Here is an 18,374-nt window from a genome sequence, read left to right on the forward strand (position 1 = left end):
ACCCGTACGAGCGCGGCGCCGGGCGTCTGTGCGATGCTCGGCGGCGTGGAGACCAGGTCAGTCAGTCCCGTGTTCGTCGGCAGGGCCGGCGAACTGACCGCCCTCACCGAGGCGTTCGCCGCGGCCGAGGCCGGTGATCCCCAGGCCGTGATCGTCGGCGGCGAGGCGGGTGTCGGAAAGACCCGCCTCGTCGAGGAGTTCACCGCCGCGGCCCGCGCCGCCGGCGCGGTCGTCGCCGTCGGCGGCTGCGTCGAGATCGGCGCGGACGGCCTGCCCTTCGCGCCCTTCTCCACCGCGCTGCGCGCCCTGCGCCGGGCCCTGCCCGCCGAGCTCGCCGCCGCGGCCGCCGGCCAGGAGCAGGAACTCGCCCGGCTGCTGCCCGAACTCGGCGACGTCGGCCACGACCCGTCCCACGAGGACAGCACCGCCCGGCTGTTCGAGCTGACCGTACGGCTCCTGGAACGGCTGGCCGCCGAACGGACCGTCGTCCTCGTCCTGGAGGACCTGCACTGGGCCGACGCCTCCACCCGGCACCTGCTGTCGTACCTCTACCGCACCCTGAGCCGCGGCCGCATCGCCGTCGTCGCCACCTACCGCTCCGACGACATCCACCGCCGCCACCCGCTGCGCCCGCTGCTCGCCGAACTTGACCGGCTGCGCACCGTCCGCCGCGTCGAACTCGCCCGGTTCACCCGCGCCGAGGTGCACCGCCAGCTCACCGGCATCCTCGCCGCCGAGCCCGACCCGGCCACCGTCGACGCGGTCTACGCCCGCTCCGACGGCAACGCGTTCTTCGTCGAGGAGCTCATCACCGCGAACGCCTGCGGCTGCGAGCTCAGCGAGTCCCTGCGCGACGTGCTGCTCGTCCGCGTCGAGACGCTGCCCGAGACCGCCCAGCGGGTCGCCCGGCTCGTCGCCGAGGGCGGCTCCACCGTCGAGTACGCGCTGCTCGCCGCGGTCGCGCAGCTCCCCGAGGACGACCTGATCGAGGCGCTGCGCGCGGCCGTCGGCGCGAACATCCTGCTGGCCACCCCGGACGGCGACGGCTACCGCTTCCGGCACTCCCTGGTGCGCGAGGCCGTCAGCGACGACCTGCTGCCCGGCGAGCGCTCCCGGCTCAACCGCCGGTACGCGGAGGCCCTGGAGGCCGAGCCGGGTCTCGTCCGCGCCGACGAGCGGGCCACCCGGCTCGCCTCGTACTGGTACCACGCGCACGACGCCGTGAAGGCGCTGCCCGCGGTGCTCCTGGCCTCCGTCGAGACCCGCAAGCGGTACGCGTACGCCGAGCAGCTCCAGCTCCTCGAACGCGCCATGGAGCTCTGGGACGAGGTCCCCGACGAGGTGCGGGACACGCTGCGGCCCGTCGACCACGCGGAGTCGTTCCCGTCCTGCGCCTGCGAGCCGGGCACCTCGCCGCTGCGCCACCTCGACCTCCTCGCCGAGGCCGCCGTCGCCGCGCGGCTCGGCGGCGAGCGCGAACGCGCCCTGAAGATCGGCAAGATGGCGCTGCGGATCCTGGAGGAGGAGAACGACCCCCTGCGCTCAGCCTGGTTCTGGTCGGAGCGTTCCCGGATCGTCTCCGCGCTGGGCCGCGGCGACGGCTGGGCGGAGATCGCGACGGCGCAGGAGCTGGTCCGGGGGCTGCCGCCGTCGTCGGTGCACGCGTTCGTGCTCGCGATCGCCGCGGGCTGGGGCATGGTGCGCAGGCCCGGGCCGGAGAGCCTGGCGGCGGCCGAGCGGGCCGTGGAGTACGCGCGGCTGGTCGGCGACGAGCCGGTCGCGCTCAAGGCCCGGCTGACCCGCGGCTCGCTGCTGGTCGCGGCGGGGGACGTGGAGGCCGGGCTCGCGGAGATGCGGGAGGTCCTCGAACGGTCCGCCGCCGTCGGCCTGATGGCCGAGGCCATGCGGGCCCGTGTGAACCTCGGGTCCTGTCTGGAGGACCTCGGCCGGCCCCGCGCCTCGGTGGAGGTCTGCGAGGCCGGGATCGCCGTGGCCGTCGCGCACGGCCTGCGCGACAGCGAGGGCTGGATCCGGTCCAACCTCGTCGACTCGCTGGTCACGCTCGGCGAGTGGAAGGCGGCCCGGGAGCACGCCGAGGCGGTGCTGCAGACCACGCCCAGCGCCAAACCGCGCGGCGCCGCGGTGCTGCGGCTCGCCCAGACGGCGGTGCTGCGCGGCGAACCCGCCGCCGGCCGCGACCACCTCGCGCAGGCCCGCGAATGGCTCGGCCGCAAGGACCCGATGGCGCAGTACACGCTGCCGATGGCCGAGGTCGAGCTCCTCGTGGCCGTGGCCGAGGGCCGGCCGGCCGAAGCCCGCGCGGTCCTGGACGCCGCGGCGGACGACGCACTGGTCACCGGCAAGCACCGCTACGTCTGGCCGCTGCTGCTCGCCGCGGCGACGGCCGAGGCGGACGCCCTCGGACTGCCGGCCGCGGAGGAGGGCCGCGCGCGGACCCTCGCCCGGATCTCGCTGCTGGTCCGCCGGGTCGCCGCCCCGGCCCCGCTGTGGCAGGCGTACGCGCTGCACGTCTCCGCCGAGCTGGCCCGGGCCGAGAAGCGGGACGACGCCGAGCGGTGGACGGAGGTGGTGGCCGCGTACGAATCCCTGGAAGCCCCGTACCCGGCCGCCCAGGCCCGGCACCGCCTCGCCGACGCGCTGCTCGCCGAGGGCGGCCGCCGCGAGGAGGCCGCCGAGCTCCTGCGCTCGGCCCACGCCACGGCGCTGCGTCTCGGGGCCCGCCCGCTGCGCGAGGACCTCGAACTCCTGGCCGCCCGCGCGCGTCTCCCGCTCACCGCCCCGACGCCGGCCGGACCGGAGCCGGACGACGACGCCTTCGGCCTGACCCCGCGCGAGCAGGACGTCCTGACCCTGGTGGCCGCCGGCCGCACCAACCGTCAGATCGCCGAGGAGCTCTTCATCTCGCCGAAGACGGCCAGCGTCCATGTCTCCAACATCCTCGCCAAACTGGGCGTCGCGACGCGCGGCGAGGCGGCCGCGATGGCCCACCGGCTGCGACTGCTGGAGCCGACGCCGTAGGAACTCCCTCGCTCAGCCGGTGTCGGGCCGGGGTTTGCGTAAGGCGTCGTGGGCGGCCAGTGCGGCGCGCAGCGTCAGCACGTCGGCGCCGCGGGCGGCGTCCAGGCCGGTGAGCTCCGTCGCCTTGCGCAGGCGGTAGTCCACCGTGTTCGGATGCACCTGGAGCCGGGCGGCGGCCTTGCGCCGGTCGAGGCTGCACATGAGGAAGGCCCGCAGCGTGTCGAGCAGCTCGGGGCGCCCGTCCAGCGGGCCGAGCAGCGCGGCGAGCCCGTCCCGGGCCGGACCCGGGCGGCTGAGCTGGTACTCGAGCAGCACGTCGTCGAGCAGGTACAGACCGGGCCCCCGGCCGGACGCCTCCGCCGCCTCGCGCACCTCGCCGGCCAGCCGCGCGGCCTCCGCGACGCCCTCCGGAGCCGCGGGCACCGCCGCGGCCAGCAGGTCGGCGCCGCACATCCGGCCGAGCTGTTCGACCAGCCAGGCGAGCCGGTCCCGGTCCGCGCGGGCGAAGTCGCCGGGCGGCGTCTCGTACGGGACGAGCACCAGCCCGCCGCCGCCGGACAGCACGGACAGCGGAACTCCCGTCGTCTGGCGGTGCAGTTCGTTGCGCAGCCGGCGGAGTTTGCGGCGCGCGGCGACCGAGTGGTTCACCCCGGGCGCCAGTTCGTCCGGGTGCGGTCCCACGGCGATGCTCAGCACCAGATAGCAGGGCGGCAGCCGGATGCCGGCGCGGTCGGCCGCGATCTGCGGGCTGCCGCCCTGCAGCAGCCGGGACAGCAGCGACTGCAGCGCGACCTGTTCGTCGCTCAGGGCCATCTGCCGCTCCTGCACGTATCCGGAGGCGACCGCGCAGCTCACCAGCCGCAGATACGCGAACAGCTGCCGCTGGACCAGCAGCACGTCGGGCAGGTCGCCCGGTTCGGCCGTCGAGAAGACCCGGGTGGCGCACTCCTCCGCGCCCAGGTGGTACGCGCCGACCACGGCCTCCAGCGGCACCCCCTCGTCGGCCCGGCGGGCTGACGACTCGCGGATCGCGGCCTGTTCGGCCGGCCCCGGCAGTTCGCCGGTGCGCAGGACCTCGGCGACGCTCCGGATGCCGAGCATCACCTGCTTGGCGATGTCGCTGCCCAGGTGCTCCGACGGCAGCGTCCCGTAGACGGGCAGCTGCTCGACGAGCCGGACCATCACCGCGCGCTCCAGCGTCGCGGCGGCGTCCCGGAGCCGCTGGTGGACCGGAACGCCGCCGAACCGGGGCGCCGAGTGGCCTTGAGCGGCATTGGATGCGGTCACAACCCACCTCGTCAATCTCTGTACTCCGCCCCGGAGACGAGGCCGCACAGCGCCTCCATGATGTTCTCCGGGACATCCCCTACTCGGTGGTAACACGTCCGGCCGACACCTGACCAGGGTCATTCACCGGACTTCCCCGTGCCACCTGCTCCCGCACGCCCCCACGAAACGAGGAACCCATGTCCAAGGCTGCATTCCGCCTGACCGCCGTAGCCGTCGCCACCGCGGCGGCCATGACCGCCGCGCCGAGCGCCGGCGCCACCACCGAAGCCGCCGCCCCGTCCGCGCCGGCGACGACGGTCACGGCGACGGCGAGCGACCCCTTCTACACCTACGACGGCAGCAAACCCCTGGCCTCGTTCGCGCCGGGTGACGTGCTGAAGACCCGGACGCTGCAGTACCACCTCATCGGCATTCCCACGCCGCTGCAGGCGGTCCAGCTGCTCTACCGCACCACCGACGCGCAGGGCCGGCCGGCCGCCAACGTGACCACGGTGGTGCGCAGCCTGACGGGCGACGGCAGCAAGGCCGTGTCCTACCAGTCGTTCTACGACTCGCTCGACCCCGAGGACGGGCCGTCCCGGGCGATCGCGGGCGACCTCACGCTGGGCGGTCTCATCCCGAACGCCGAGGCGATCTTCATCGCGCCGCTGCTGGCGCAGGGCTACAACGTCGTCATCCCGGACACCGAGGGCCAGCGGGCGAACTTCGCCGCCGGACCGGAGTACGGCACCAACACGCTCGACTCGATCCGCGCCGCGAGCAAGTCGGCGCAGACCGGCCTGAGTTCCGCCACCGCGTTCGGCCTGATCGGCTACTCCGGCGGCGCCATCGCGACCAACTGGGCCGCCGCGCTCGCACCGAGCTACGCGCCCGACGTCAACCGCAGGCTGGTCGGCTACGCCGAGGGCGGCCTGCTCGTGGCCCCGGCGCACAACCTGAAGTACGTGGACGGCTCGCTGGCGTGGTCGGGCGTCATACCCATGGCGGTCATCGGGGTCTCCCGCTCGTACGACATCGACCTCAAGTCCTACCTCAGCGACTACGGCCGGAAGGTGTACGACGAGCTGCAGCAGGGCTCGATCATCGACGCCATCGGTCACTACCCCGGGCTGACCTGGAAGAAGATGGCGAAGCCGGAGTACGCCGACCCCAACTCGATCCCCGAGTTCCGCACCGCGGTGAACAAGCTCAACCTCGGCTCCGCCGCCACCCCGACCGTCCCCGGGTTCATCGCCCAGGGCGACGCGGGCGTCCTGGAGGGGACGTTCAGCAACCACCCGGGCATCGGCACGGGCGACGGCGTCATGGTCGCCGGAGACGTACGGGCGCTCGCCCGGCAGTACTGCGCCACCGGCAGTGCTGCCGTCAAGTACACCCAGCACGAGCTGCTCAGCCACGTGGGCACGCCCGTCGTCTGGGCGCCCGTCGCGCTGGGCTGGCTCGGCGACCGTTTCGCCGGCCGGACGGCCCCGTCCGACTGCGGTCGCATCCCCGCGGGCAACTCGCTGGCGCCGGAGTAGGCCGTCCCGCCGTCCTGACCGCTCAGCCGTCCCCCGGCCCGTCCCCCGCTCCGTCCCCCGGTCCGTCCGCCGCTCCGGCGGGCGGACCGGGGACCCGTATCGTGACCCGCCCGGAGCCGAGGTCTATCGGCCCCCGGGAGGGATCGCTGTCACCGGCGTCCTCACGGGTGAGCGCCAGTCGCCGGCGCTCCTCCTCCTGGTGACGGCGGCCGGGGGCGAAGAGTTCGTCGAGGGAGCTGAACATCGGCTAGCGCACCTCCAGGCGCAGGATCCTGTCGTCGCCGGACTCCGGGCTGCCTCTGCCGTCGGTCTCGCTGGTCACCAGGAGCAGGCCCCCGCCGCCGGTCGCCAGGACGGTGCGCAGTCGGCCGTGGTCGCCCGTCAGGAACGCCTGCGGCGCCGCCGAGGCCGTCCCGCCGGCCAGCGGGATCCGCCACAGCCGCTCGCCCCGCAGGCCCGCCATCCAGATCGAGCCCTGCGCGTACGCGATACCGCTCGGCGAGGCCTCCTCCGTGCGCCACTGGGCCACCGGGTCGACGAAGCCGGCCCGGCCGCCCTTGCCCTCGACGTCCGGCCAGCCGTAGTTCTTGCCGGCCTGCACCAGGTTCAGCTCGTCCCATGTGTTCTGGCCGAACTCCGCCGCCCACAGCCGCTTCGCCGAGTCCCAGGCGAGCCCCTGCACATTGCGGTGGCCCCACGAGTACACCACCGAGTCCGGCGAAGGATTGCCCGGCGCCGGCTTCCCGTCCGGCGTCATTCTCAGGATCTTGCCGCCCAGCGACCCGCGGTCCTGGGCCAGCCCGGTGTTCCCCGTCTCGCCGGTCCCCGCGTACAGCATCCCGTCGGGGCCGAACGCGATCCGCCCGCCGTTGTGCACCACGCCCTTCGGGATGTCCCGCAGCACCGTGTCCGGCGCCCCGAGCTGCTGTCCGGCCGGCTTCGTCGCGTCGTACCGCAGCCGGGCGATCCGGTTGTCCGACTCGGTGGTGAAGTACGCGTACACCTGTCGGTCCTGGGCGAAGTCCGGGGAGACCGCCAGCCCCAGCAGCCCGCCCTCGCCGCCCGGCGCGACCCCCGGCACCGAGCCGACCTGCGTCTTCCGCCCGGTCTGCGCGTCGACCCGGGTGAGCGTGCCCTCGTCCCGCGAGGCGACCAGGAGGTCCCCGTCCGGCAGCGCCACGAGCCCCCACGGCGACTTCAGGTCCTCGGTGACCGTCCCCGTCACCCGCACCGAGCCCTTCGCCGGCGGCGCGGAGCCGGTCGGCGGCGCGGCGGCGGGCGTCGTCGCACCCGTCCCCGTACTCGCCGGCGCGGCCCCGCCGCCCTCCGACGAGCAGGCCGTCACCAGCACCATCAGCAGCCCGGCCGCCACGGCCGTCCCCGTACGTCGTCGCATGGTCCCGACCCCTTCCTCGACGGACGCCCTTCGTACGGAAAACACCGCTCGGCCCGCCCAGGGTTCCCGGTCCATTCGAATTCGCCCGAACGGGATCGTCCGCCTGTCCGTCGGTCCGCCTCTGCGTCGGACCGCCTGCCCGTCGATCCGCCTCTCCATCGGACCGCGGACCGACGCGCTCAGTCCCAGGAGCCCCGCGCCCCCGGCAGCGACCCGATCTCGCGCAGGTCCCTCTCCGTCAGCGTCAGCTCCGCTGCGCCGGCGTTCTCCCGCGCCCACCGCTCCCGCTTCGTCCCCGGCACCGGCACCACGTGCCGTCCCGCCGTCAGGGTCCACGCCAGCGCCACCTGCGCCGGGGTGACCCCGTCGCCGTGCCGTCCCGCCACCCGGCGCAGGCCCGCGACCAGGGGCTGGTTCGCGGCCATCATCTCCGCCGTGAAGCGGGGGTGCCGGGCCCGCAGGTCGTCCGGCTCGAAGCCGCCGCCCGGCGTCAGCGTCCCGGTCAGGAAGCCGTTCCCGAGCGGCATCCCCGCCAGGAAGCCCACGCCCCGCGAGGCGCACCACGGCAGCAGCCGGTCCAGCGCCTCCGGCGACCACACGGACAGCTCCGCCTGCACCGCGCTCACCGGGAACACCTGCTGCACGCGTTCGAGCTGACGGATCGTTCCCTCGTACGGATCGGGCCGCGCGCCGGCGCTCCCGCGCCGCCTCGCCCGCGCGCCCATCGCGGACACCCCGAGCGCGCGCACCTTTCCCGCGGCGACCAGTTCCGCCATCGCGCCCCAGGTCTCCTCGACCGGCACCTCGGGGTCGGGGCGGTGCAGCTGGTACAGGTCGATCACATCGGTCTGCAGCCGCCGCAGCGAGGCGTCGCACGCCCTGCGCACGTACCCGGGACGGCCGTTGGCCACCACGTGGCCGTCGCCGACCAGCAGTCCGACCTTCGTCGAGACGAACGCGTCCGCCCGACGCTCCTTCAGAACCCGTCCGATCAGCAGTTCGTTGGTGAACGGGCCGTACATGTCGGCCGTGTCGAGCAGGTTCGCCCCGGCGTCCAGCGCCGTGTGCACCGTCCGCAGCGAACGGTCGCCGCGCTGCGACGAGCTGCTGTACGCCCAGCTCATCGGCATGCAGCCGAGGCCGATCGCACCCACTTCGAGCGCCGCCGCCCCGATTGTCCTGCGCTCCACGTGCCGGTACCCCTCCCTGTGCCGCTCCCCAAAGTAACCAATGACCTGCCGGATTCTTCGCATAGCCTCCCGGGCATGAGAGTTGACGACACAACCGCTGACGTGTGGCTTCCGATCCCGGCGGCCGAGATCGACGGACTGCCCGACCCGGGCGCGTCGGGTCTGCGCTATGTGCACTGGGACGGCGGCCCCGAGTTCCCCGCCGACCCGGCGCGCTGCGCCTTCTACGTGGTGCCGTACATGAAGGGCAGCGAGATCGCCGTGCGCCCGCTCGCCGGCATGACGTCGGTACGGGTGGTGCAGACCCTCTCCGCCGGCATCGACCACGTCACTCCGGGCCTCGGCGACCTGCGCTCCGGCGTGCGCCTGTGCAATGCCAAGGGCGTCCACGAGGCCAGCACCGCCGAGCTGACGCTCGCCCTGATCCTCGCCTCGCTCCGTGACGTCCCGGGCTTCGTGCGCGGCCAGGACGCCGAGGAGTGGCGGGCCGGCTTCTATCCGGCGCTCGCCGACAGGTCGGTGCTGATCGTCGGTTACGGCTCCATCGGCGCGGCCATCGAGGACCGGCTCGCGCCCTTCGAGTGCGCGCGGGTGGCGCGCGTCGCGCGCTCCGCCCGTGCCACGGAGCGCGGGCCTGTGCACGCGCTCGCGGATCTGCCGGCCCTGCTGCCCGAGGCCGACGTGGTGATCCTCTCCACCCCGCTCACCGCGCAGACCAGGCATCTCGCCGACGCCGGCTTCCTCGCCCGGATGAAGGACGGCGCACTGCTGGTGAACGTCGCGCGCGGCCCGGTGGTGGACACGAAGGCGCTGCTCGCGGAGCTGGAGAGCGGCCGCATCACCGCGGCACTCGATGTCACCGACCCGGAACCGCTGCCGCCCGGCCACCCCTTGTGGCACGCTCCCGGTGTTCTGGTCACCCCGCATGTGGGGGGCTCCACGTCGGCGTTCATGCCGCGTGCCAAGCGGCTGATCGCCGGTCAGCTGACCCGGTTCGCGGCCGGTGAGGAGCTCGCCAACGTCGTGCTGACGACCTGACCGCCCGGCAGTCGCTCACGGCACACGGCGGACACGCTCCGGATGCGGGCGGGTGCGTACAGTGCCGACGATCAGTTGATCGTCACGGAGCGTAGAGAACCCCTGTCCCTGAGTGACGATCCTGGTGTATCGTCCCGAGCGGGGGACTGCGTCGAGTACGGACATGACGCCGGGGAGTGACGTGACGGGTCAGCAGATTCCGAGGGGGGCGACGGGTGATGTACGGCCGAAGGACCGACGTTCCGACGCGGCGGGGCCGCCGGCGGCGACCCTCCCGCGCCCCGAAGCGGCGCACGAAGCCGCCCGAGCGCACGAAGCCGCCCGCCCGGGACCTCCGATGAGCACCCCGGGGGCGCTCATCGGCCGCCGCCCGGTCCGCGGCGGCGGAGCCGCGGGCGGCGGAAGCGGGCCCGCGGGCCGGCCGGGCGCCCCGCCCGGCCCGGGCCGCACCCTCGCCGGCCAGCTCGCCCTCGCCCTGATCTGCGCCGGGTACGCGGCGGGCGCCGCCCTCGGCTGGGGCTCCCCGCGACTGGCCCTGGTCATGGGGGACTTCGGGCTCAGCGCCGCCGCCCTCGCGGCCGCCGTCTCCTGCTTCCTCTACGGCCGGCTGCGCGACATCCGCTTCCGGCCCGCCTGGCTCCTCTTCGCCTTCTCGTCCGCGATGGCCGCCTGCGGCAACGCGGTCTGGGGCTGGTACGAGGTCGTCCTCGACCAGGACGTGCCCGACAGGTCCGTCGCCGACCTGTTCTTCCTGCTCTTCGCGCCGCCCGCGATCGTCGGGCTCCTCGTCCTCGCCAAGAAGCCGGTCACCAGGGCCGGCTGGGTCTGCCTCGTGCTCGACGCCTGGCTCATCGGCGGCTCCCTGCTGACGCTCTCCTGGAGCCTCGCCCTCGCCCACACCACGCACTTCCAGGGCGAGAGCGTCGCCCAGGCCGCCCTCTCGCTCGCCTATCCGCTGCTCGACATCGTGCTCGTCAGCATGGTCCTGGCCCTGCACTTCCGCCGCTCCAACGCCAACCGCTCGGCCACCAACACCGCGATCGCCGCCCTGGCCCTCACCGTGCTGTGCGACGCCCTGTTCACCTCCCCGCTGCTGCGCGAGAGCTACCGCTCCGGCCAGCTGCTCGACGCCGGCTGGTTCGCCGGCTCGCTGCTTCTCGCGTACGCGCCCTGGGGCGTGCGCCGGATCGCCGAGCCCGCCGCGCCGGCCCGCCCGCCGCGCGACCGGAGCCGCCCCGTCGCCGGCTCGCTCGCCGCCCTCACGCCCTATCTGGCGGCGGCCGTGTGCACCCTGGGCATCCTGTACAACGTCACCGAGGGACGCAGAGTGGACCGCGTGGTCGTCTTCACCGGCTGCACCGTCGTGCTCGCCCTCGTCGTCCGGCAGGGCATCATGCTGCTCGACAACATCGCCCTGACCCATGAACTGGCCCAGAAGGAGAACCACTTCAGGTCCCTCGTCCAGGGCTCCAGCGATGTCATCATGATCGCCGCCCCGAGCGGCATACTCCGGTACGTCAGCCCCGCCGCCTCCGGCGTCTACGGACGCGAGGCCGACGAGCTGATCGGCTCCGAACTCGCCTCCCTGATCCATCCCGAGGACCTCGGGGCGGTCGTCCACGAGGTACGGCGCTTCCTCGCCGCCTCGCCCGCCGACGAGCCCACCACCCGCATCGAGTGCCGGTTCCGTTCCGGCCATGGGGGCACCTCCCGCTCTGGGGGCACCTCCCGGCCGGAGACTGGGGGTGAAGCCGGGGGTGGGGGAGAGTGGCTCAACGTCGAGTCCACCGTCAACCGGCACCAGGGCGGCCTGATCTTCAACAGCCGTGACGTCACCGAACGCGTCCGCCTCCAGGCCCAGCTGCGGCACAACGCGGAGCACGACCCGCTCACCGACCTGCCCAACCGGGCCCTGTTCACCGAACGGGTCCGCCTGGCGCTCACCGGCCGCCGGGCCGGCGACGCCGGGGCCGCCGTGCTCTTCATCGACCTCGACGGCTTCAAGGGCGTCAACGACCGCCTCGGCCACCAGGCCGGCGACGAACTGCTCATCCAGGCCGCCCGCCGCCTCCAGGACTCCGTGCGCGCCGGGGACACAGCCGCCCGGCTCGGCGGCGACGAGTTCGCCGCGCTGATCCTCGGCGACGGCGGCCGCGACCAGTCCGCCCGCGAGTGCCAGATCCACGAGATCGCCGACCGGCTCCGGCTCACGCTCTCCCAGCCGTACCGCGTGGAAGGCGCCGAGGTGCGGGTCGCCGCCTCCATCGGGGTCGCCTTCGCCGAGCCCGGCATCAGCGCCGGCGACCTGCTGCGCAACGCCGACCTCGCCATGTACCGCGCCAAGGCCGCCGGCAAGGACCGGGTGGAGCTCTACGCCCCCCAGATGCAGGCCGAGGTCGTCCGCCGCACCGAGCTCGCCGCCCGGCTGCGCAGCGCCCTGCTCGACGGGGAGTTCGCCCTGCTGCACCAGCCGGTGGTGGATCTCACCACCGGCCGGATCGGCGCCGTCGCGGCGCAGGCCCGCTGGCGCTCCGCCCAGGGCGTGCTGTTCACCCCGGCCGAGTTCACGCGGGTCGCCGACGACACCGACCGCACGGCCGAGCTGGGCCGCTGGCTCCTGAAGGAGGCGGTGGCCCAGGCAGCCGAGCGCGCCTGCCTCGGCCACCGCACCCCCGTCTCGATCCGGCTGCCCGCCCGCCGGCTGCTCGACAAGTCGCTCCCGCTCGGCTCCGTCGAAGCCCTGCTCACCCGGCACGAACTGCCCTCCGGCGCGCTGATCATCGAGCTCGCCGACAGCGATCCGCGGATCTCGTTCGACGAGCTGGAGCAGCGGCTGCTCGCCCTGCGCCGGCTCGGCGTGCGGATCTCCCTGGACGGCTTCGGCAGCGGCTACGCGGCGATCAACGCGCTGCGCCGGCTCCCCGTCGACGTGCTGAAACTGGACCGGGGGCTGGTCGAGGGCGTCGTCGAGTCCGCCCGGCTCCGCAAGATCACCGCCGGGCTGCTCCGGATCGCCTGCGACCTCGGCATGCAGTCGGTCGCCGACGGCGTGGACGTCCCCGAGCAGGTGCTCGCGCTGCGTTCCATGGGCTGCACCCACGGCCAGGGCATGGCCTTCTCCGGCCCGCTGGACGAATACCGCTTGCGCCGCGCCCTGGTCCGGGACGACTATCCGGTTCCCGGCAGCGTGCCCGCCCTGAGCGGCCGGATCCGTACCACCGGGCGTCCCCCGATCCGCTCACATACTGAGACGCGCGTCCCACCCACTTGACAGTGACTGTGCGTCGGGGGGAGGGTCAGTGCCATGCGCACCCGAATTCTCGTACTTGGAAAGCGCGTCGGCTGAAGCAGGGCCTCGACGGTCCCGCTCGTGACACACCCGACGCGCTCCCCTCGCTTGCCTCCCGGCACGAGGGGTTTTTTGTTGCACTGGCACTCGTCAAAACCCGCTAAAACCTCGCGAAACCCCCCAGCGAAACCCCAGCGAAAACCCTCAGCTTCGAGAAGAGAATGCCGATGACCGAGCAGGCCACCGGGGCCCACCATCCGCAGCCGCGGGCCCGTAACGGCGGACAGTCCACCGCCACCGTTGAGCACGTCACGGGCGCGCAGTCCCTCATCCGTTCTCTCGAGGAAGTGGGGGCCGACACCGTCTTCGGCATCCCCGGCGGCGCCATCCTCCCCGCGTACGACCCGATGATGGACTCCACCAAGGTCCGTCACGTCCTCGTCCGGCACGAGCAGGGCGCCGGCCACGCCGCGACCGGTTACGCGCAGGCCACCGGCAAGGTCGGCGTCTGCATGGCCACCTCCGGCCCGGGCGCGACCAACCTGGTCACCCCGATCGCCGACGCGCACATGGACTCCGTCCCGCTGGTCGCGATCACCGGCCAGGTCGCCTCCAAGGCGATCGGCACGGACGCCTTCCAGGAGGCGGACATCTGCGGCATCACGATGCCGATCACCAAGCACAACTTCCTGGTCACCAAGGCCGAGGACATCCCGCGGACCATCGCCGAGGCGTTCCACATCGCCTCCACCGGCCGCCCCGGTCCGGTCCTGGTCGACATCGCCAAGGACGCCCTGCAGGCCAAGACCGTCTTCAGCTGGCCGCCGCAGACCGACCTGCCCGGCTACCGCCCGGTCACCAAGCCGCACGCCAAGCAGATCCGCGAGGCCGCGAAGCTGATCACCGCGGCCAAGCGCCCCGTCCTGTACGTCGGCGGCGGCGTCCTCAAGGCCGGCGCGACCACCGAGCTGAAGGTCCTCGCCGAGCTGACCGGGGCCCCGGTCACCACCACCCTGATGGCGCTGGGCGCGTTCCCCGACAGCCACCCGCAGCACGTCGGCATGCCCGGCATGCACGGCGCGGTCACCGCCGTCACCGCGCTGCAGAAGGCCGACCTGATCGTCGCCCTCGGCGCCCGCTTCGACGACCGCGTCACCGGCAAGCTGGACAGCTTCGCCCCGTTCGCCAAGATCGTCCACGCGGACATCGACCCGGCCGAGATCGGCAAGAACCGCGCCGCCGACGTCCCGATCGTCGGCGACGCCCGCGAGGTCATCGCCGACCTTGTCCAGGCCGTCCAGGCCGAGCACAGCGAGGGCAACAAGGGCGACTACAGCGCCTGGTGGAGCGACCTGAACCGCTGGCGCGAGACCTACCCGCTCGGCTACGACCTGCCGGAGGACGGCAGCCTCTCGCCGCAGCAGGTCATCCAGCGCATCGGCCAGCTCGCCCCGGCCGACACCATCTACGCGGCCGGCGTCGGCCAGCACCAGATGTGGGCCGCCCACTTCATCGACTACGAGAAGCCCGCCACCTGGCTGAACTCCGGCGGCGCCGGAACGATGGGCTACGCGGTCCCGGCCGCCATGGGCGCCAAGGCCGGTATGCCGGACCGCCCGGTCTGGGCGATCGACGGCGACGGCTGCTTCCAGATGACCAATCAGGAACTGGTCACCTGCGCCCTGAACAACATCCCGATCAAGGTCGCCATCATCAACAACGGCGCCCTGGGCATGGTCCGCCAGTGGCAGACGCTGTTCTACAACCAGCGCTACTCGAACACGGTCCTGCACTCCGGCCCGGACGACGTCAACCCGGAGGCCCGCGGCACCCGCATCCCGGACTTCGTCAAGCTGTCCGAGGCCATGGGCTGCGTCGCCCTGCGCTGCGAGGACCCGGCCGACCTCGACAAGGTCATCGAGCAGGCCAACGCCATCAACGACCGCCCGGTCGTCGTCGACTTCATCGTCCACGAGGACGCCCAGGTCTGGCCGATGGTCGCCGCCGGCACCTCCAACGACGAGGTCATGGCCGCCCGTGGAGTCCGCCCGGACTTCGGCGACGGCGAAGACGACTGAGAGCCCGAGAGAGATAGCGAGAACACCATGTCCAAGCACACCCTCTCGGTCCTGGTCGAGAACACCCCCGGCATCCTGGCCCGCATCGCCGCGCTCTTCTCCCGCCGCGGCTTCAACATCGACTCGCTCGCGGTCGGTGTCACCGAGCACCCCGACATCTCCCGCATCACCATCGTGGTCAATGTCGAGGACCTGCCGCTGGAGCAGGTGACCAAGCAGCTCAACAAGCTGGTCAACGTCCTGAAGATCGTCGAACTCGAGCCCAGCGCCGCGATCCAGCGCGAGCTCGTCCTGGTGAAGGTCCGCGCCGACAACGAGACCCGCTCCCAGATCGTCGAGATCGTCCAGCTGTTCCGCGCCAAGACCGTGGACGTCTCGCCCGAGGCGGTCACCATCGAGGCCACCGGTTCGAGTGACAAGCTCGACGCGATGCTCAAGATGCTGGAGCAGTTCGGCATCAAGGAACTCGTCCAGTCGGGCACGATCGCCATAGGGCGTGGTGCCCGGTCCATCACGGACCGGTCCCTGCGGGCTCTCGACCGCAGCGCCTGACCGTTCCGCCTGACGAGACCAGAAGACTTCCCTTCCCCCTCCCGCCGTACGGTGGGAAGCAACACCAGCACTCCAAGGAGAATCCCAGTGGCCGAGCTGTTCTACGACGACGACGCCGACCTGTCCATCATCCAGGGCCGCAAGGTCGCGGTGATCGGCTACGGCAGCCAGGGCCACGCCCACGCGCTGTCGCTCCGCGACTCGGGTGTCGACGTCCGCGTCGGTCTGCACGAGGGCTCCAAGTCCAAGGCCAAGGCCGAGGAGCAGGGTCTGCGCGTGGTCACGCCCGCCGAGGCGGCTGCCGAGGCCGACGTCATCATGATCCTCATCCCGGACCCGATCCAGGCGAAGGTGTACGAGGAGTCGATCGCGCCGAACCTGAAGGACGGCAAGGCGCTGTTCTTCGCCCACGGCTTCAACGTCCGCTTCGGCTTCATCAAGCCCCCGGCCGGCGTCGACGTCGCCCTGGTCGCCCCGAAGGGCCCGGGCCACCTGGTCCGCCGCCAGTACGAGGAGGGCCGCGGCGTCCCCGCGATCGCCGCCGTCGAGCAGGACGCGACGGGCAACGCCTTCGCCCTGGCGCTCTCCTACGCCAAGGCCATCGGCGGCACCCGCGCCGGCGTCATCAAGACCACCTTCACCGAGGAGACCGAGACCGACCTGTTCGGTGAGCAGGCGGTCCTCTGCGGTGGCGCGTCCGCGCTGGTCAAGGCGGGCTTCGAGACCCTGGTCGAGGCCGGCTACCAGCCGGAGATCGCGTACTTCGAGTGCCTCCACGAGCTGAAGCTGATCGTGGACCTCATGTACGAGGGCGGCCTGGAGAAGATGCGCTGGTCCGTCTCCGAGACCGCCGAGTGGGGCGACTACGTCACCGGCCCGCGGATCATCACCGACGCCACCAAGGCCGAGATGAAGCAGGTCCTCGCCGAGATCCAGGACGGCACCTTCGCCAAGAACTGGATGGACGAGTACCACGGCGGCCTGAAGAAGTACAACGAGTACAAGACCCAGGACGAGAAGCACCTCCTGGAGACCACCGGCAAGGAGCTGCGCAAGCTCATGAGCTGGGTGAACGACGAGGAGGCGTAAGCCTCGGCCGAAGGGCCGGACACCATGTCCGGCCCTTCGGCACATCATTGGACAGTCAGTCCAACCACGGACGGGTGATCCTTCCGCCACGGCGGATTCGACGCACCCGTCCGGCACTACACTCTTGAACAACATCGCGTCAGGCCCACAGCGTCGTGCGTCTTCCACGCGGCTAGCCCCTCCACCGCCTGCGGCCGTCGGGACGGCCGTCCGCACTGCCACTGTGAGGATTCACGTGAGCTCGAAACCTGTCGTACTCATCGCTGAAGAGCTGTCGCCCGCCACCGTCGACGCGCTCGGCCCGGACTTCGAGATCCGGAGCTGCAACGGCGCGGACCGCGCCGAGCTGCTGCCCGCCATCGCCGACGTGGACGCGATCCTGATCCGCTCCGCCACCAAGGTGGACGCCGAGGCCATCGCCGCCGCCAAGAAGCTGCGCGTCGTCGCCCGCGCCGGCGTGGGCCTGGACAACGTGGACGTCTCCGCCGCCACCAAGGCCGGCGTGATGGTCGTGAACGCCCCGACCTCCAACATCGTCACCGCCGCCGAGCTCGCCTGCGGTCTGCTCGTCGCCACCGCGCGCAACATCCCGCAGGCCAACACCGCGCTGAAGAACGGCGAGTGGAAGCGCTCCAAGTACACCGGCGTCGAGCTCAGCGAGAAGGTCCTCGGCGTCGTCGGCCTCGGCCGCATCGGCGTCCTGGTCGCCCAGCGCATGTCCGCGTTCGGCATGAAGATCGTCGCGTACGACCCCTACGTGCAGCCGGCCCGCGCCGCCCAGATGGGCGTGAAGCTGCTCTCCCTGGACGAGCTGCTCGAGGTCGCCGACTTCATCACCGTCCACCTGCCGAAGACCCCGGAGACCCTCGGTCTCATCGGCGACGAGGCGCTGCACAAGGTCAAGCCGACCGTCCGGATCGTGAACGCGGCCCGCGGCGGCATCGTCGACGAGGCCGCGCTGTACTCCGCCCTCAAGGAGGGCCGGGTCGCCGGCGCCGGTCTCGACGTGTACGCGAAGGAGCCCACCACGGACTCCCCGCTCTTCGAGCTCGACCAGGTCGTCTGCACCCCGCACCTCGGCGCGTCCACGGACGAGGCCCAGGAGAAGGCCGGCATCGCGGTCGCCAGGTCGGTGCGCCTCGCGCTCGCCGGCGAGCTGGTCCCGGACGCGGTCAACGTCCAGGGCGGCGTCATCGCCGAGGACGTGAAGCCGGGTCTGCCGCTGGCCGAGCGACTCGGCCGGATCTTCACCGCGCTGGCCGGCGAGGTCGCGGTCCGGCTCGACGTCGAGGTGTACGGCGAGATCACCCAGCACGACGTGAAGGTGCTCGAACTCTCCGCGCTGAAGGGCGTGTTCGAGGACGTCGTCGACGAGACCGTCAGCTACGTCAACGCCCCGCTGTTCGCGCAGGAGCGCGGTGTCGAGGTGCGCCTGACCACCAGCAGCGAGTCCCCGGACCACCGCAACCTGGTGACCGTGCGCGGCACGCTCTCCGGCGGCGAGGAGGTCGCGGTCTCCGGCACGCTGGCCGGCCCCAAGCACTTCCAGAAGATCGTCGGGATCGGCGCGTACGACGTGGACCTGGCGATGGCCGACCACATGGTCGTGCTGCGCTACGAGGACCGCCCGGGTGTCGTCGGCACCGTCGGCCGGATCCTCGGTGAGGCGGGCCTGAACATCGCGGGCATGCAGGTGGCCCGCGCCGAGGAGGGCGGCGAGGCGCTGGCCGTGCTGACCGTGGACGACACGGTCCCGGCGAACGTGCTGGCCGACCTGGCGGCGGAGATCGGCGCGGCCTCGGCCCGCTCGGTGAACCTGGTCTGATCCGCACGACCCCGTACCCGGGACCTTAGACGTACGTCTTACACGGATGTCTAAATCCCGGGTACAGT

Annotated in this window: 12 protein-coding genes; 8 read left to right on the forward strand and 4 right to left on the reverse strand. The window is 72.6% G+C overall.

Translation table 11 applies throughout. The features are described 5' to 3' along the window. Window positions 1–33 precede the first annotated feature (33 nt). Window positions 34–3,039 carry an AAA family ATPase gene (locus tag ACGFMM_RS06015; RefSeq protein WP_393643765.1) on the forward strand — a complete coding sequence of 1,002 codons (3,006 nt, stop codon included), beginning with the start codon at window positions 34–36 and terminating at the stop codon, window positions 3,037–3,039. Window positions 3,040–3,051: 12 nt separating this feature from the next. Here ACGFMM_RS06015 and ACGFMM_RS06020 read toward each other — a convergent pair whose 3' ends face one another. Then, a complete protein-coding gene (locus tag ACGFMM_RS06020; RefSeq protein ID WP_393643549.1) occupies window positions 3,052–4,326 on the reverse strand; it encodes a PucR family transcriptional regulator in 1,275 nt (424 codons plus the stop codon). 179 nt (window positions 4,327–4,505) lie between these two features. Between ACGFMM_RS06020 and ACGFMM_RS06025 the strand changes: the two genes are divergently transcribed. Continuing rightward, the gene (locus ACGFMM_RS06025; RefSeq protein WP_393643550.1) at window positions 4,506–5,849 is read left to right on the forward strand and encodes a lipase family protein; all 1,344 of its coding nucleotides are present in this window, start codon (window positions 4,506–4,508) and stop codon (window positions 5,847–5,849) included. 22 nt (window positions 5,850–5,871) lie between these two features. Here the strand turns inward: ACGFMM_RS06025 and ACGFMM_RS06030 are convergent, their stop codons facing one another. From ACGFMM_RS06030 to ACGFMM_RS06040, 3 genes are all read right to left on the reverse strand, one after another. Beyond that, the gene (locus ACGFMM_RS06030) at window positions 5,872–6,093 is read right to left on the reverse strand and encodes a DUF6191 domain-containing protein (RefSeq protein ID WP_393643552.1); all 222 of its coding nucleotides are present in this window, start codon (window positions 6,091–6,093) and stop codon (window positions 5,872–5,874) included. A gap of 3 nt (window positions 6,094–6,096) precedes the next feature. Beyond that, a complete protein-coding gene (locus ACGFMM_RS06035) occupies window positions 6,097–7,245 on the reverse strand; it encodes a PQQ-dependent sugar dehydrogenase (protein WP_393643554.1) in 1,149 nt (382 codons plus the stop codon). 179 nt (window positions 7,246–7,424) lie between these two features. Beyond that, complete coding sequence (locus ACGFMM_RS06040) at window positions 7,425–8,435, reverse strand: aldo/keto reductase (protein WP_393643556.1); 1,011 nt, start codon at window positions 8,433–8,435, stop codon at window positions 7,425–7,427. A gap of 75 nt (window positions 8,436–8,510) precedes the next feature. Between ACGFMM_RS06040 and ACGFMM_RS06045 the strand changes: the two genes are divergently transcribed. From ACGFMM_RS06045 to serA, 6 genes are all read left to right on the forward strand, one after another. Next, window positions 8,511–9,473, forward strand: a complete 963-nt coding sequence (locus ACGFMM_RS06045; RefSeq protein ID WP_393643557.1) for a 2-hydroxyacid dehydrogenase — start codon at window positions 8,511–8,513, stop codon at window positions 9,471–9,473. A 337-nt stretch (window positions 9,474–9,810) separates the two neighbouring features. Next, window positions 9,811–12,744, forward strand: a complete 2,934-nt coding sequence (locus ACGFMM_RS06050; RefSeq protein ID WP_393643558.1) for a putative bifunctional diguanylate cyclase/phosphodiesterase — start codon at window positions 9,811–9,813, stop codon at window positions 12,742–12,744. 239 nt (window positions 12,745–12,983) lie between these two features. Then, a complete protein-coding gene (locus tag ACGFMM_RS06055) occupies window positions 12,984–14,840 on the forward strand; it encodes an acetolactate synthase large subunit (protein ID WP_393643560.1) in 1,857 nt (618 codons plus the stop codon). 27 nt (window positions 14,841–14,867) lie between these two features. Next, complete coding sequence (ilvN, locus tag ACGFMM_RS06060; protein WP_019889675.1) at window positions 14,868–15,392, forward strand: acetolactate synthase small subunit; 525 nt, start codon at window positions 14,868–14,870, stop codon at window positions 15,390–15,392. 87 nt (window positions 15,393–15,479) lie between these two features. Further along, window positions 15,480–16,481: a ketol-acid reductoisomerase gene (gene ilvC, locus ACGFMM_RS06065; protein ID WP_393643562.1), complete on the forward strand. Its 1,002-nt coding sequence runs from the start codon at window positions 15,480–15,482 to the stop codon at window positions 16,479–16,481. 235 nt (window positions 16,482–16,716) lie between these two features. Further along, on the forward strand, window positions 16,717–18,306 hold the full coding sequence (serA, locus tag ACGFMM_RS06070; protein WP_393643564.1) for a phosphoglycerate dehydrogenase: 1,590 nt from the start codon (window positions 16,717–16,719) through the stop codon (window positions 18,304–18,306). Window positions 18,307–18,374 lie beyond the last annotated feature (68 nt).

The sequence above is a fragment of the Streptomyces sp. NPDC048604 genome, from assembly GCF_043199435.1.
Lineage (GTDB): Bacteria > Actinomycetota > Actinomycetes > Streptomycetales > Streptomycetaceae > Streptomyces.

What these genes read in the sequence shown, in the direction of transcription:
- ACGFMM_RS06015 (WP_393643765.1), top strand. Translation starts at nt 34, where the DNA reads ATGCTCGGCGGCGTGGAGACCAGGTCAGTCAGTCCCGTGTTCGTCGGC.
- ACGFMM_RS06025 (WP_393643550.1), top strand. Translation starts at nt 4,506, where the DNA reads ATGTCCAAGGCTGCATTCCGCCTGACCGCCGTAGCCGTCGCCACCGCG.
- ACGFMM_RS06030 (WP_393643552.1), bottom strand. Translation starts at nt 6,093, where the DNA reads ATGTTCAGCTCCCTCGACGAACTCTTCGCCCCCGGCCGCCGTCACCAG.
- ACGFMM_RS06035 (WP_393643554.1), bottom strand. Translation starts at nt 7,245, where the DNA reads ATGCGACGACGTACGGGGACGGCCGTGGCGGCCGGGCTGCTGATGGTG.
- ACGFMM_RS06045 (WP_393643557.1), top strand. Translation starts at nt 8,511, where the DNA reads ATGAGAGTTGACGACACAACCGCTGACGTGTGGCTTCCGATCCCGGCG.
- ACGFMM_RS06050 (WP_393643558.1), top strand. Translation starts at nt 9,811, where the DNA reads ATGAGCACCCCGGGGGCGCTCATCGGCCGCCGCCCGGTCCGCGGCGGC.
- ACGFMM_RS06055 (WP_393643560.1), top strand. Translation starts at nt 12,984, where the DNA reads ATGCCGATGACCGAGCAGGCCACCGGGGCCCACCATCCGCAGCCGCGG.
- ilvN (WP_019889675.1), top strand. Translation starts at nt 14,868, where the DNA reads ATGTCCAAGCACACCCTCTCGGTCCTGGTCGAGAACACCCCCGGCATC.